The organism is Streptomyces sp. NPDC051211 (assembly GCF_040689505.1).
Classification (GTDB): Bacteria; Actinomycetota; Actinomycetes; order Streptomycetales; family Streptomycetaceae; genus Streptomyces.
Map to the genome: position 1 here is coordinate 1 of NZ_JBFBAV010000058.1, position 13603 is coordinate 13603.

Annotated in this window: 12 protein-coding genes; 9 read left to right on the forward strand and 3 right to left on the reverse strand. The window is 73.0% G+C overall.

The features are described 5' to 3' along the window. The 3 genes from AB0447_RS33105 to AB0447_RS33115 form a co-directional block, all read left to right on the forward strand. Window positions 1-195, forward strand: a 195-nt coding sequence (locus tag AB0447_RS33105) for a BTAD domain-containing putative transcriptional regulator (protein WP_366480600.1), incomplete at its 5' end; no start/stop codon positions are given. A gap of 52 nt (window positions 196-247) precedes the next feature. Further along, window positions 248-901: a ScbR family autoregulator-binding transcription factor gene (locus tag AB0447_RS33110; RefSeq protein ID WP_366480601.1), complete on the forward strand. Its 654-nt coding sequence runs from the start codon at window positions 248-250 to the stop codon at window positions 899-901. Window positions 902-934: 33 nt separating this feature from the next. Then, window positions 935-1522, forward strand: a complete 588-nt coding sequence (locus AB0447_RS33115) for a phosphopantetheine-binding protein (protein ID WP_366480602.1) — start codon at window positions 935-937, stop codon at window positions 1520-1522. Window positions 1523-1582: 60 nt separating this feature from the next. On the opposite strand, the gene AB0447_RS33120 is transcribed toward AB0447_RS33115, so the two are convergent. Beyond that, entirely contained in the window at window positions 1583-2308 is a 726-nt protein-coding gene (locus AB0447_RS33120) for a helix-turn-helix domain-containing protein (protein ID WP_366480603.1), read from the reverse strand. A gap of 266 nt (window positions 2309-2574) precedes the next feature. Here AB0447_RS33120 and AB0447_RS33125 point away from each other — a divergent pair, with 266 nt between their 5' ends. Beyond that, window positions 2575-3804, forward strand: a complete 1230-nt coding sequence (locus AB0447_RS33125) for a serine hydrolase domain-containing protein (protein ID WP_366480604.1) — start codon at window positions 2575-2577, stop codon at window positions 3802-3804. A 27-nt stretch (window positions 3805-3831) separates the two neighbouring features. Here AB0447_RS33125 and AB0447_RS33130 read toward each other — a convergent pair whose 3' ends face one another. Together AB0447_RS33130 and AB0447_RS33135 are read right to left on the reverse strand one after the other, a co-directional pair. Continuing rightward, entirely contained in the window at window positions 3832-4977 is a 1146-nt protein-coding gene (locus tag AB0447_RS33130; protein ID WP_366480605.1) for a cation diffusion facilitator family transporter, read from the reverse strand. A 112-nt stretch (window positions 4978-5089) separates the two neighbouring features. After that, window positions 5090-6082: a BTAD domain-containing putative transcriptional regulator gene (locus tag AB0447_RS33135; RefSeq protein ID WP_366480606.1), complete on the reverse strand. Its 993-nt coding sequence runs from the start codon at window positions 6080-6082 to the stop codon at window positions 5090-5092. Window positions 6083-6443: 361 nt separating this feature from the next. Here AB0447_RS33135 and AB0447_RS33140 point away from each other — a divergent pair, with 361 nt between their 5' ends. From AB0447_RS33140 to AB0447_RS33160, 5 genes are all read left to right on the forward strand, one after another. Further along, the gene (locus tag AB0447_RS33140; protein WP_366480607.1) at window positions 6444-7400 is read left to right on the forward strand and encodes an aromatase/cyclase; all 957 of its coding nucleotides are present in this window, start codon (window positions 6444-6446) and stop codon (window positions 7398-7400) included. A 123-nt stretch (window positions 7401-7523) separates the two neighbouring features. Continuing rightward, on the forward strand, window positions 7524-9782 hold the full coding sequence (locus AB0447_RS33145) for a condensation domain-containing protein (RefSeq protein WP_366480638.1): 2259 nt from the start codon (window positions 7524-7526) through the stop codon (window positions 9780-9782). A gap of 588 nt (window positions 9783-10370) precedes the next feature. Then, window positions 10371-11489 carry a bifunctional DNA primase/polymerase gene (locus tag AB0447_RS33150; protein WP_366480608.1) on the forward strand — a complete coding sequence of 373 codons (1119 nt, stop codon included), beginning with the start codon at window positions 10371-10373 and terminating at the stop codon, window positions 11487-11489. Beyond that, window positions 11486-13003: a phage/plasmid primase, P4 family gene (locus AB0447_RS33155; RefSeq protein ID WP_366480609.1), complete on the forward strand. Its 1518-nt coding sequence runs from the start codon at window positions 11486-11488 to the stop codon at window positions 13001-13003. Before AB0447_RS33150 ends, AB0447_RS33155 begins: the two co-directional genes overlap by 4 nt. Next, window positions 13000-13401, forward strand: coding sequence for a DUF6009 family protein (locus AB0447_RS33160; protein WP_366480610.1), 402 nt, complete (start codon window positions 13000-13002; stop codon window positions 13399-13401). Before AB0447_RS33155 ends, AB0447_RS33160 begins: the two co-directional genes overlap by 4 nt. Window positions 13402-13603: the final 202 nt, after the last annotated feature.

Sequence of the window (13603 nt, forward strand, 5' to 3'; positions counted from 1 at the left end):
GCCCTGCACCGCTCCGGACGCCGCGGCGAAGCCCTCGACGTCTACCAACGCCTACGCGCCACCCTCGTCCGCGAACTCGGACTCGAACCCTCCGCGGCGCTGCGCCGGTTGCAGAGGTCGATCCTCATGGCCGGTCCCGAGCACCCCGTCGAGCCCGCCGACGGCGGAGCCGACCGACTCGCACGCGTGGGCTGACATGACAGCAGGCAAGACCAGGGGTCCCGCCATGGGCCGAGGAGGCGGTGCGGTGCAGGAGAGGTCGGAGCGGACGCGCCGGAAGCTCGTCCACGCCGGTGCCGAGCTGTTCAACCGGAACGGCTACGCGAACGCGACCCTCGGCGACATCGCCGGGGCGGCCGGCGTGACCAAGGGAGCCCTCTACTTCCACTTCGCTTCCAAGGACGAGCTGGCCGAAGCCGTACAGCAGCGCGGCATCACCATGCTCAACGACTCGGTGCGCACCCTGCGCGAGCGGGGTGTCCCCCCGCTCCAGGCACTGGTCGACCTCACGCACTGGCTGGCCCGCACCCTGCACGAGGAGCCCGCCATCCCCGCGAGCTTCCGCATCACCAAGGAGTGCACCGGGCACCAGCCGGTCACGGACTTCCACCGGGCGTGGATCGCGGCCGTGTGCGGCTTGCTGCGGCAGGCCCGCGACGCGGGCGAGCTGCGCGGGAACAGCCGCTGGGAGAGCGCCGAATCCCTGGTCGCCGCAGCCGCCTGCGGCATCGAGGTGATGGCCGGTACGGGCATGCCGTACGGGGAACTCCGGCGCCGGGTCGGTGCGCTGTGGACGCTGCTGCTGCCCAGCCTGGTGCCCGCCGGCCGGGAGACGAAGTACCGCACCTCGGCCCCGGACACCGCCGACACCGCAGCGGAGCTCACGGCGTCCTGCCCGTGACCGCGCCCCACCGATCCTGTGAAGGAGCCACCGATGACGAGTGAGCAGCATGCGGCGCCGGCCGTGCCGCCCGAGACCATGCTGGCCGACCTCGTCGGAGTGCTCGGCGACGTGCTGCGGGTCCAGCGGGACAAGATCGACCCGGACCAGACCTTCCCCGTGCTGGGTCTGGACTCCCTGCTGACCCTGGAGTTCATCGCCGTGGTCAACGCGCGGTACGGGGTCCGGGCGCGGGCCACCGACCTGTTCGACCATCCGACCCCCGCGCTGTTCGCCCGTCAGGTCGCCCTGGAACTGGCGGAGGCCGCACCGGCCCCGCGGGCGGCCGCGGTCGAGGCCTCCGTCGACGGGATCACCGAGGAACTGCACAAGCGGCTCGCCGCACTGCTGTGCCGCGACATCCGCTCCATCGACCCGCGCTCCGCCTTCACCGAACTCGGCCTGAACCCGCTGCACGCGGCGGAGTTCATGGCGCTGATCAACCGGACCTTCGGCGTGCGCCTGCCGGCGGAATCCCTCCGTGACCACCCCACGCCGGCCGCGCTGGCCGCCGCCATCGCCGAGCGCACCGCGGACCGCCCGCGCGGCCTGGACTCCGTACTGGACGCGGTCCGTTCCTGACCTGCCCGCAAGGCCGCAGGAGCTGCTCCACGGACCCGCTGTTCGCCCGGCAGCGGGTGCCTACTGCCGCCCGGCGCTGCGGGCGGCCCGGCTCTGCCGCCACTGCTCCATGACCTTCTGGAGGGCCTCGTTCACGAGGAGGAGGAACTCGGCGGAGGACTTGAAGCGGGCGCCCGCCGGAGTGGCGGCCCCGAGAACCTCGGTCGCGCGCCGCGATGCGGCCGCCAGCGTGTCGTTCATCTGCAGAGCTGCAAGGGTGGACAGGAGCCAGATCTCGTCGTCGATGGCATAGCGTTCGCGGCGCTCGCCCGGAGTTCGTTCCCGCCTGAGCATTCCCTGCTGCTCGAGGAAGGTGACGGCGTGTGAGACGGACGCCGGGCTCACGCGGAGCCGCTGGACCAGGTCAGCGGCGGTGAGGGTGCCGGAGTCGGTGACGAGCAGGCAGGCCAGCACCCTGGCCATCATCCGGGGCAGGCCCTGCTCTTCGAGGAGGGCGGTGAAGGATTCCGTGAAGTCCCGGACCGCCCGGGGGTCCCGCCCGTGGGCGCTGTCGGGGACCGGCGGCGCCGGAGGCCGAGCCTGCTTGAGCCGGCGTGCACGATGGCGTGTGGCCTCCTGCGCCCGGTCCGCCCCGTAGTCCTCGGGGCCGCCGTTCCGAGTGACCTCCCGCATGACGGTCGAGGCGGGCCGCCCCAGACGCCGGCCGATCTCTGTGTATCCGAGCCCCTCGGCCAGCCCCTCGGCGATGTGCTGACGCTCCTCGTTGGTGAGCCTGCCTCCGGGCATCTGTGCTCGTCTCCTATCGCCCCACATGCGCGGGGCTCGGCGCCCGCACCCCCGCGGCAAGTATGCGTTCGCACGCAGTCCATTGCAATCACGACCCCGATCGCCCATTGCATTCAGTGTCACCATCATTGCAATGAATCCTCAACTGCCGTGATGGCTAAGCGAGATCGATCTTTTTTGATCTTTGACGGATCGATGAACGCAATGTACCGTCGCCGATGTTCAGTGATTGCCGAACGTTGGTGGCGGACGCAAGGAGTTTCACCGTGGGAACGGACAACAGCGGCTTCTCCAAGACCGGACTGCGCAAGGTGCGCGAGGTGCTGGAACGGCATGTCGAGTCCGGGAAGATACCCGGACTCGTCGCCCTGGTCGGCCGGGGTGATGAGACGCACGTCGAAGCGATCGGGACCATGCGCCACGACGGTGGCGCGCCGATGCGCCGGGACACGATCTTCCGGATGGCGTCCACGTCCAAGCCGGTCGCAATGGCGGCGGCGATGATCCTGCTCGACGAATGCAGGCTGCGGCTGGACGACCCGGTGGATCCGTGGCTGCCCGAACTCGCCGACCGGCAGGTGCTGAAGCGGATCGACGGCCCGCTGGACGACACCGTGCCGGCGCGGCGGCCGATCACCGTACGGGACGTGCTGACCTCCACCTTCGGGCTCGGCATGGATATGACGGCGCTGGGCACACCGATCATGAACACCGTCTTCCAGCAGGGGCTCACGCCCAATCTGCCGGAGCCGATGCCCGAGCCGGACGAGTGGATGCGCCGCCTCGGCGCCCTTCCGCTGATGCATCAGCCCGGAGAGCGCTGGCAGTACCACATCAGCCACGATCTGCTCGGCGTGCTCGTGGCCAGGGTCACGAACCAGTCCTACGAGGCGTTCCTGCGGGAACGCATCTTCGGCCCGCTGGGCATGAAGGACACCGGTTTCCACGTGCCCGCCGACAAGATCGACCGGCTGCCGCCCCTCTACGCCCCGGACCCGCAGACCGGAGAGTTCATGGTGTGGGACGAGGCCGAGGGGGGACGCCACAGCGAGCCTCCGGCGTTCCAGGGCGGCGGCGGCGGACTGGTGTCCACCGCCGACGACTACCACGCCTACTTCCGGATGCTCCTGAACGACGGCATGCACGGGACCGAGCGGATCCTGTCCCGGCCCGCCGTCCGGCTGATGACCACCAACCGCCTCACGCCCGAGCAGCAAGCCGCCCGACACGCCATGGCCGTCAACAACGTCCATGTGTCGTACGGCCAAGGGCAGCACGGCGGCTGGGGCTTCGGCATGGCGGTGCGCACCTACCGCGGCGACTACGCGCCCATCGGCCAGTTCGGCTGGGACGGCGGAAGCGGCACCTCGACCTACGCCGACCCGGACCACCGGCTCACCGGAATCCTGCTCACCCAGGTCGGAACGTCCGTCCCGGACCCGGTGCGGCTCATCCACGACTTCTGGACCACGCTCTACCAGGCGATCGACGACTGACACCAGCTCGACGCCGCGTGACGCGCGTCAGGCGTGGGCCCGGCCTCCGTGGTGGGCGAGGGCCGCGTGCGGGTCGTGGCTGCCGGTGGGGGCGTGGTCGGTGTGGACGGTGGCGGCGGTCAGTCGCGGAACCCGGTGGATCAGGGCGTGTTCGGCGGCGACGGCCAGCTCGTGGGCCTGGACGACGGTCAGGTGCGGGGCGACCACGATGTCGGCCTCGGCGCGGAGGGCGTGGCCGATCCACCGCATCCGTACCTGCCCGACGTCCCTCACTCCCTCCACATCGCGCAGCGCGTGCTCCGCGGCGTCGACGAGGGCGGGGTCGACCGCGTCCATCAGACGCCGGCAGACCTCGCGGGCGGCGTCCTTGAGGACGAACAGGATCGCGACGGTGATGAGCAGGCCCACGACCGGGTCCGCGGCGCGCAGGCCGAGCGCGGCGCCGCCGGCCCCGAGGAGCACGGCGAGCGAGGTGAACCCGTCGGTGCGGGCGTGCAGGCCGTCGGCGACCAGCGCGGCGGAGCCGATCCTCCGGCCGGTGCGGATGCGGTGGCGGGCCACCCACTCGTTGCCGGCGAACCCGGTCAGCGCCGCGGCGGAGACCGCCCACAGGTGGGTGATGTCGCGGGGGTTGAGCAGCCGGTCGACGGCCACCCAGGCGGCAAGGGCCGCGGACGCGGCGATGGTCGCCACGATGAGGATGCCGGCCAGGTCCTCGGCACGGCCGTAGCCGTAGGTGTAGCGGCGGTTCGCCGCCCGCCGCCCCAGCACGAACGCGATGCCCAGCGGGACGGCGGTCAGCGCGTCGGCGGCGTTGTGGACCGTGTCGCCGAGCAGCGCCACCGAGCCGGACAGGGCCACGATCACGGCCTGGACGGCGGTGGTCGCCCCCAGCACGGCCAGGGAGATCCACAGCGCGCGCATCCCTTCCCGGGAGGTCTCCATCGCCGCATCGACCTTGTCCCGGGCATCGTGATGGTGCGGCGTGACCACATGGGCGATCCGATGCCGCAGCCGGGCCGGCCAGGCCGGCCGTGAACTCCCGGGCTCGTGCCGGTGCCCAGGGTCACGGTCGTGAGGATGGTGGCCGTGGGTGTCGTCGTGGTCGTGGTCGCGGCCGTGGTCGTGGTCGCGGCCGTGTGTGTGGTCGTGGGTGTGCGGATTCCCCTCCATGGGAGTCACCGTGGCACACGGATCCGATTGCAGCTACTGCCCTCGTACACCCCGTGACCAGGCGCGATGCCTTCGCAGTTGCGCCTTTCGGGCGTCGTCGGCCCGCCCCGGGTCAGCGGGAGCTGCCGAGCTGTGCGTCGATCCGGCGGGCCAGCTCCTGGTGCGCGCGGGACAGGGTTTCGACGTGCCGGCGGAGACGGGCGATCTCGGTGCCCAGGTCCAGCAGGGCCGCCGCGTCAGGCGAGAAGGCCGGCAGGGCCTCGTCCGCCGGCCCGGGGTCCCGGGGGCCGCCGGGAGCGCCGGGGTTGGGGGGGCCGGCAGGGGCGTTCCGGAGGATCGTCTCCATCCGGCCGCGCAGGGCCGGGCCGGGCTCGACCCCGAGTTCGGACAGCAGCCGCCGCCTGGCCCGCTCGTACACGCCGAGGGCCTCGGTCCGGCGCCCCGCCCGGTGGAGGGCGGTCATCAGCAGGTCGTAGAAGCGCTCGTGCGTCGGATGATCGGCCGTCAGCCGTTCCAGCTCCGCGGCCAGTTCCCCCGGGCGCACGCCGGGCACCCGCAGACCGGCCTCGTACAGGGTCTCCAGTGTGGTCAGCCGCAACTCCTCCAGCCGGTCGGCCTCCCGCGCGCAGATCGCCCCCCGCCCGCAGTCCTCCAGGGCGGGCCCCCGCCACAGGTCCAGGGCCCGGCGCAGCACGGCGGCGGCGCGCGCCGGGTCGGCGGCGAGCGCGTCGCGGCCCTCCGCGGAGAGCCGGTGGAACTGCTGGGCGTCGGTCGCGGTGCGGCCCGGGCGCAGCAGATAGCCCATGGGGTGGGTGGCGATCCGGTCCTGCCCGCCCTCCCCCGGCGCCTGCAACAGCCTGCGCAGCCGGGCCACATGGGCCTGGAGGGCGTTGGCCGCGGCCATGGGCGGTACGTCGCCCCAGAGCTCGTCGACGAGCCGGTCGGCCGTGAGCACCTCCCCGGCCCGGACCACCAGGGCGGCGAGCAGGATGCGCTGTTTGGGGCCGGGCGGCGCGATCCAGGAGCCGGTGCGCCGGTCGTGTACCTCCACGGGGCCCAGAATGCGGAAGTCGTACGGCCCGTCGGCTGGTGCGGCGAATTCCATCTGTGCTCCTTCCGGCATTCCGGCGGGACCGCGGAAAGACGAGACAGCGGCGTTCGAAAACCATCGGAATCAGGGTCGGGCGGCAATCCCCACGCCCGGCAACCTAACAGGTTCCGGCCTGTCGGAACACGCCTGACCTGCGAGAACTGCTAGACACCCGCTCAAGGTTCCGGCGACATCGGGCATGGTCCGTGCGTGGTGCATGTGCCCCGTCGATGCACCGCCGTCATTTCCTTCCACTCCTCTCCCACTCCCCTGTCATCGGCCTCCGCTTTCCCCGAGCGGGATTCGAGGACTTCTCGAGCGGTTCTCCGGGAACTGCCGTCAGGATGGGGGCGCGGGGGGAGAGAGGTGTGATCCGATGTCAGGTCCCCGAGTGCACCGCCTGTCGTACGCGGTGGACGTGGCCGCTCCCGCGGGGGTGGTCTACGCGCTGATCGCAGACACCACCCAGTGGCCGCTGTTCGTCCCGCCGAGCATCCATGTCGAGCGGCTCGACTTCGACGGCGTGCGGGACCGCTTCCGGATCTGGGCGACCGCCAACGGCAGCGTCTCCTCCTGGCTTTCCCGCCGCACGCTGGACGCCTGCGCCCGCCGCATCGACTTCCGCCAGGAGCTGCCGGCCGCCCCCCTCCTCGCGATGGGCGGCAGCTGGACCGTCGAGGAGCTCGGGCCGGACCGTTCCCGGCTGCTCCTGAGCCACGAGTACGAGGTCGCCGCGGACCGCCCCGGGGACGCCGAGTGGGTCCGCCGCGCCACCGACACCAACAGCCTGGCCGAGCTGGCACAGCTGAAGGACACCGCCGAACGCTGGGGCAGGCTCGACGGGCTGCTGCTGGCCTTCGAGGACGCGGTACGGGTCAAGGGCCCGGCCCAGCTCGTCTACGACTTCCTGTACGGCATCGCCGACTGGCCCGGCCGGGTGCCGCACGTCGCCCGGGCGGAGGTCACCGAGGACTCCCCCGGCGTGCAGATGGTGAGCATGGACACCCGGACCGGGGACGGCCGGCAGCACCACACGGAGTCCGTCCGGATCTGCTTCCCCTACGCCGGGCGGATCGTCCACAAGCAGACGAGGCCGCCGGCCCTGCTGGCGGCACACGCCGGCGAGTGGTCCCTGCTGCCCGACGAAACGGGCGTCACCGCGGTGGCCCAGCACCGGGTGCTGCTGCGGGAGGAGGCCGTCGAGCGGGAACTCGGCCGCGGGGCCACCCTCGCCGACGCCCGGGCACACGTACGGGAGGCCCTCGGCCGGGCCAGCCTCAGCACCCTCGAACTGGCCCGGCGGCACGCCGAGTCCGCCGTACGGATGCTGTGATCCGGCGGGAAACGGGAAGGCGTGTCAGCGGCGTGTCAGCGCCGCGTGGCGGGGTCTCGCATACTCGGTCCCCTTTGTACGCCCGTACCCCCAGCCAGGGAGGAGCCGACGACCGTGGCGCACATGACCGTGGTCATCGAACCGGGTCCGCCGCCCGCCCTGGACCTGTACGGGCCGCTGACCCCGAGGGCGTGGGAGGCGGCACGGTCGCTGCTGGCGCCGTGCATCCCGACCCTGCACCGCCACACGGCCCTCCACCACACCCTGCTGCTGCCCCCGCCGCCGTTTCCGGCGGGCCCGCTGGCCGACCTGCTCACCTCGCTCCCCGACGAAGGGGAGCCGGGCCGGGCCGCCGCGGCGCTCCCGGAGCCGTCCGGGGCGGGGCGGCGGTGCGGCCGCGGAACCGGCGGATCGGGCGCAACGGGCGGAACCGGCGGCTGCGGCGCCATGGGTGACCCCGGCGACCGGTCGGCCGCCGGTGCGGTCACCTCGGTGCAGCGCGACGTCCTGCTCGACGGACTCGCGCACCCCGGGAGCGGGCTGCACGTCGAGCAGCTGCACTGGCGGTGGCACGGGCCGCTGGACACGGAGCGGTTCACCGCCGCCTGGCAGGCGGTGTCCGGGGGAGAGGCCACCCTGCGCGCGGCACTCGCCCCGGGAGCGGCGGCGTACGGGACGTCCGGGACGGCAGGAGGTGCCGGGACGGCGGGAACGGCAGGAGGTGCCGGGACGGCGGGTCCGACCGGCGGCGGACCCGCGGCCGGCGCCTGGGCCGGCCCCGGTGTCGTCGTGCACGCCGTCGCCGCTCCCGAGATCGTCCGGTACCCGCCCGGGACCACCGACTGGCCCACCCTCCTGCTGAGCGAACGGCAGCGCGAGTTCGACCTGCACCGGCCCGGCCCGCTGCGCATCGCCGTCCTCGACGAACCCGCCGCCACCCGCGTCCTCGTCACCTACCACCACGCGTTCCTGGACAGCCGCAGCATGCGCCTCCTGCTGGACTCCTTCTACCGCGCCTACCTGGCCGGCGGCCGCCCGCTGGGCGGCGCGCGCCGCCCCGACCTGCGCGACCACCTGCTCTGGTGGTCCTCCCAGGACCTGGCGGCCGCCCGCGCCTACTGGGCCGCCGCCGCTCCCCCGCGCGGTGCCGCGACCCTGCCCGCACTCCCCGGCGGCCGCCCCACCGGGCGGCACGGGCACGGCCGGACCCGGCAACGGCTCACCCCGCCCGAGGCCGCCCGCCTGCGGGACTGGGCGGCACGCCGTGGCGCCGCCGAGAGCACCGCCCTGCAGGCCGCCTGGGCGCTCCTGCTGCACCGGGCCGGCTCCGAGCCGCACGTGGCGTTCTCCGTGGCGGCCTCCGGCCGGGGGATCCTGCTGGACGGGGTGGAGCGCCTGCCCGGCCCGTTGCAGGCCCACCTGCCCCGGCACGCCGTCGTGGACCCCGGCGCCCCCGTCGCGGAGCTGCTGTCCGGCCTGACCGGGCACGCCCTCGACGCGGCCGCCTACGAGTGGATCTCGGCCGGGCAGATCCACGCCTGGGCGGGGCGTACCCCGTACGAGCCCGAACTCACCGAATCAGTCCTCGCCTTCGAGGCGCCCGCCGACAGCTCCAACCCGCACACCGCCCGGATGTCCCGGGAGTTCCTGCGGGAGGCGCTCGCCGCCGAGGGGGTGCGGGTGGACCCGCCGGAGGCCGTGGGCCCGCACACGGGCGTGCCGTTCAGCCTCTGCGCCCACCACGACTCCGCGGGAGGCCTGGTGCTGACGGCCGTCCACGACCGCAGCCGGATCGGCGACGGCGATGCCGCCGAGATCCTCGCCCAGACCGTCCGGCTGCTGCGCGAGCTGCCCGTCGTCGCCCGGGACTCCACCACGGTCGGCGAGGTCCTGGCGGGGCTCTCCGACGCCCCGGTGCCCAGGGTGGCGCCCAGGCCGCCCGCGGGCCTGCAGACCCTGCGGCACGCGGCCGACCCCCGGGCGGGGACCGTCTGCCTCATCCCGCCGCCGGGCACGCCCCCCGACTGCTACGAGGCCCTGGTCCAGACGTACGCGGGCGCGCAGGAGCTGGCCACCCTGCCGGCAGGGGTCCCGGCGGACGCGGCGGCCTGTCTGGCCGCTCTCCGCCCGGTCCTGGCGGCGGGCCGGCCGCTGGTGCTGGGCTGCTTCTCCGGGGCGGCGGCCCTGGCCGCGGAGGTCGCCGAGCGGATCGCCGCGCACGGCTGGCCGCCGCCCCCGGTCGCGGTGGCGGGCACCGCCGGGGGCGGCCGCGGCTCGGCGCGCGAGCTGGCCCGGGTCCTCGGCCGGTTCGGTCCGGCCGGCCGAGACGGTCCGGCCGGCCCGTTCGGTCGCTCCAGTCGCTTCGGTCGCTTCGGTCGCTGACCCCGTGGACCCTTCGGGGGCTCAGCGACTGAACGAAAAGCGACTGAAGACCTTCGGTCGCTGCTTCGGTCGCTGGACGTTTCCGCAGGTCAGGGGGCATGTGAAGATCAAGTAGCGACCGAAGCGACTCAAGTTCCGGTATATGAAGACATTCGCGCGCGCGCATTCGTGTCATAGATAGAGACCTTCAGTCGCTTCAGTCGCTGTTTTGCCTTAAGGACCCACTCTGACCTGCGAATTTTTCCCAGCGACCGAAGCAGCGACCGAAACGGCTCAGTCGCTTTCCGCAGGACGTTCCGTCGCTGCCCGGTCGCTGCCGGTCGCTGCCCCCTGCCAGAGGCCGGACTCGGCCCCGGATTTGGCCCCGGACTCGGCCCCGGATTTGGCCCCCGATCGGGCTGCTGCCGTCACCCGTTCGCCACGCCGGTCCGGTCCGTCCGCTTTGAGCAGCCGTCCGCTAGGGTGTGACGGCCCCATAGTTGAGTTTGAGTCGCTTCGGTCGCTGTTGGAGTTGGACATGCCCTCTGAGCTGCAGGTTTCGTGCAGCGACTCACGGGCCGTCTCCGCCACCGACCGGCAGGTGGCCATATGACGCCCCTCGCGTCCCCCTCCCGTGCGGTCGCCCGGTGGTGTGCCGAGCAGGGCTGGCCGGTGCACCCGCTCGCTCCCCTGCTCAAGACCCCGCCGAAGAACTGCGTGCTGTGCCGCGCCGCCGACCACCGGGCGGCGGGCTGCCCCTGCATCCCGGTCGGGCGCTGGTGCCACGGCTTCCACGCGGCCACCACCGACCCGGCCCGCATCGACGCCTGGTGGGGCGCCAACCCAGGCTTCGGCATCGGAGTCGCAACCGGCCCCGCAGGGCTCGTCGTCATCGACGTGGACGCGCACGCCGGCGCTGTCCCCGCCCGGGACCGGATCCTGCCGGGCATCGGCATCCCCGACAGCGTGGACCTGACCGGACTGGCCAACGGCTTCCACACCCTGGCCGTACTGGCCGCACTGCACGGCGCACCCGACCCCGCCGGAGACGAGAACACCCTGCGGGTCCGGACCCCCTCCGGCGGGCTGCACCTCTGGTACCGGGCAGGCGCCGGGCGGAGCTGGCTGTGCTCCACCGGGTCCAGCCGCGGCCGGGCGCTGGCCTGGCAGGTCGACGTACGCGGGGAGGGCGGCTACATCGTCGCGCCCGGAACCGTGACCGAGGCGGGCCGGTACGAGGCCGTGGGCCCCTGCCGGACCCCTGCCGAACTCCCCGACTGGCTGGCCGGGGAACTCGCCCGTACGGGCCATCTGGCCCGCGCCCAGGGCTCTCAGGGCTCCCCTGGGTCTCAGTTTGCCCGGGCCGCTCGGACCGCTCCCCCGCCCGCCGCCCGGCCCGAGGTGCCCGCCCGGGCCCGGCAGGCCGTCCTGACGGCCTGCGGCGGCCGCGACAAGGCCGCCGCCGTACTGAGCACCGTCCTGGCAGAAGTCGCCGAATGCGGGCGGCAGTCCGAAGGCGCCGGCTTCTCCGAGAAGCTCAACCGGGCGGCGTACACGGTGGGCGGACTGGTCGCGGCCGGACACCTGGCCGCCGCCGACGGGGAACGCGCCCTGCAGGACGTCGCCGACCGGGTGCGTCCCGGCCAGCAGGCCAGGGCACGGCAGATCATCGCCGGCGGCATGACCGCCGGGCAGAGCCGGCCCCTGTACGCGGGAGGCCGCCGATGATGCAGCCCCCGCTCGACGCGGCCGCGGGCGGCGACTTCGACCCGGTGGCCGTCGCCCGGCAGATCCTCGAGGCAGGACCGGTCCCGCTGCCCGCACAGAACCAGCCACCCCTCTTCCAGGCGACCGCGGACGGGCTGCTCCCGGACACCCTCACCGACCGCGGAAACGCCAAGCTGTTCGTCCGGCTGTACGGGCGGGACTACCGGCACGTTCCGGGCCTCGGCTGGTACAAGTGGGCCGGGCACCGCTGGGAACTCGACGAGGACGACACCGTCGTCTGGGCGGCCGGCGAGATGGCCGAACAGCTGGCCGTGCACGACCCGAGCGGCGAGCACACCACCACCAGCCTGCGCCAGCACCGCCGCCGCGCCCTGTCCACGGCCGGCATGAAGGCGATGCTGCTCCAGGCCAAGTCGGCACCCGGGATGGTCCTCAACGCCACCCAGCTGGACGCCGACCCGTACGCCCTCTGCACTCCGAAGGGGGTCGTGGACCTCCGTACGGGACTCATCAGCGCCCCCGATCCGAGCAAGCACTACCACTCGCGGGCGACTTCGGTCGGGCCCGAACCGATCCCGATCAAGCGGTGGGAGTCGTTCCTGCAGGACACCTTCGGCGAGGACGCCGAGGGCGAGGAGATGATCCGCTTCCTGCACCTGCTGCTCGGCTACTCCATCACCGGAGACGTCGGCGCGCAGATCATGCCCTTCCTGTACGGCCTCGGCAAGAACGGCAAGTCCGTGCTGCTGGACGTCATGGTGAAGCTGCTCGGCGACTACGCGGACGCGGCCCCGCCCGGCTTCCTGATGGCCAAGCCCTTCGAAGGACACCCGACCGACCTCGCCGAACTCCACGGCCGCCGGGTCATCGTCTGCTCCGAGCTGAAGCCGGGGGACCGCTTCGACGAGGCCCGGGTCAAGCTGCTCACCGGCGGCGACCGCATCAAGGCCCGCCGGATGCGGCAGGACTTCTTCTCCTTCGACCCGACGCACAAGCTGTGGCTGCTGGGCAACCACCGGCCCGAGGTCGGCACCGGAGGCTTCGCCTTCTGGCGCCGCATGCGGCTGATTCCGTTCGAACGGGTGGTCCCCGACCACCGGAAGGTCGACAACCTGGCCGACGCCCTGGTGCAGGAGGAAGGGCCGGGCATCCTCGCCTGGCTGATCGACGGCGCCCGACGCTACCTGTCGGGCGAGAAGGACCTCACCGGGCCCGGCCGGGTGCGCATCGCCACCACCGCGTACGCCGAGACCGAGGACCACATGGGCCGCTTCATCGGCGAGGCCTGCGCCCTCGGGCCGGAACTGCGCGCGGAGCAGAGCCGGATGTACCAGGCGTACCGGCAGTGGTGCATCGACGAGGGCGCCAACCCGGTCACCTCGCGCGCCTTTGCAGCCCGGGTCCGGGAAACCGTCGGTATGAGCAGCCCGAAGCAGATGCTGACCTCCAATCAGCGCAAGTACTACCCCGGGATCGGCCTGCTGGCCGACCCGGGTGAGGAGGATGTCCGGTGAGCGCCCTCATCGAGCCCCAGCAGATCGCTCACGAATCGGAAATCGTCTGGCTGGAGCCGATCGACGAACTGGACTACGTACGCCAGTCCCTCGACCGGCTCCAGAGCCGCCGCGGCCGCCCGCCGTACCACCGGGACGGCCGCATGGTCGGCTACGCCACCCTCTCCGGCACGGCCAAGGCCTCCCGCGTCTCGGGCACCTTCCTGCGCCGGGTGTTCTGGCTCCTCCCCCACGACCGCGACCAGCAGCCGCACGGCAGCTACGCCTCCAGCTCCCCCTCGGAAGCCATCGACCCGCGCACCCTGGCCCCCGGCGTCACGGGCCACAAGACCCAACGCTCGGCAGGCCCACCCTCCCCGGCCATGCGAGAACTCGGCATAACCCTCCCGGAGAGCTGACCGCACGGCCCCCGCCAGGCCCTGTTTTCAAAACCGGGTTTTGAAGACAGGGCGTGTCCCACGTCGCTCAGCCGGACGGCGCTGCCGCCGCGCCGTGCCGAGCCGGGGCACCCGGGAGCCGGGCTTCTTCAAAACCCGGTTTTGAAAGTGGCCCTCGGTCCCCTGCGTCGGGGTGCCCGGCCGCCCCTCCCCCTCAAGATCA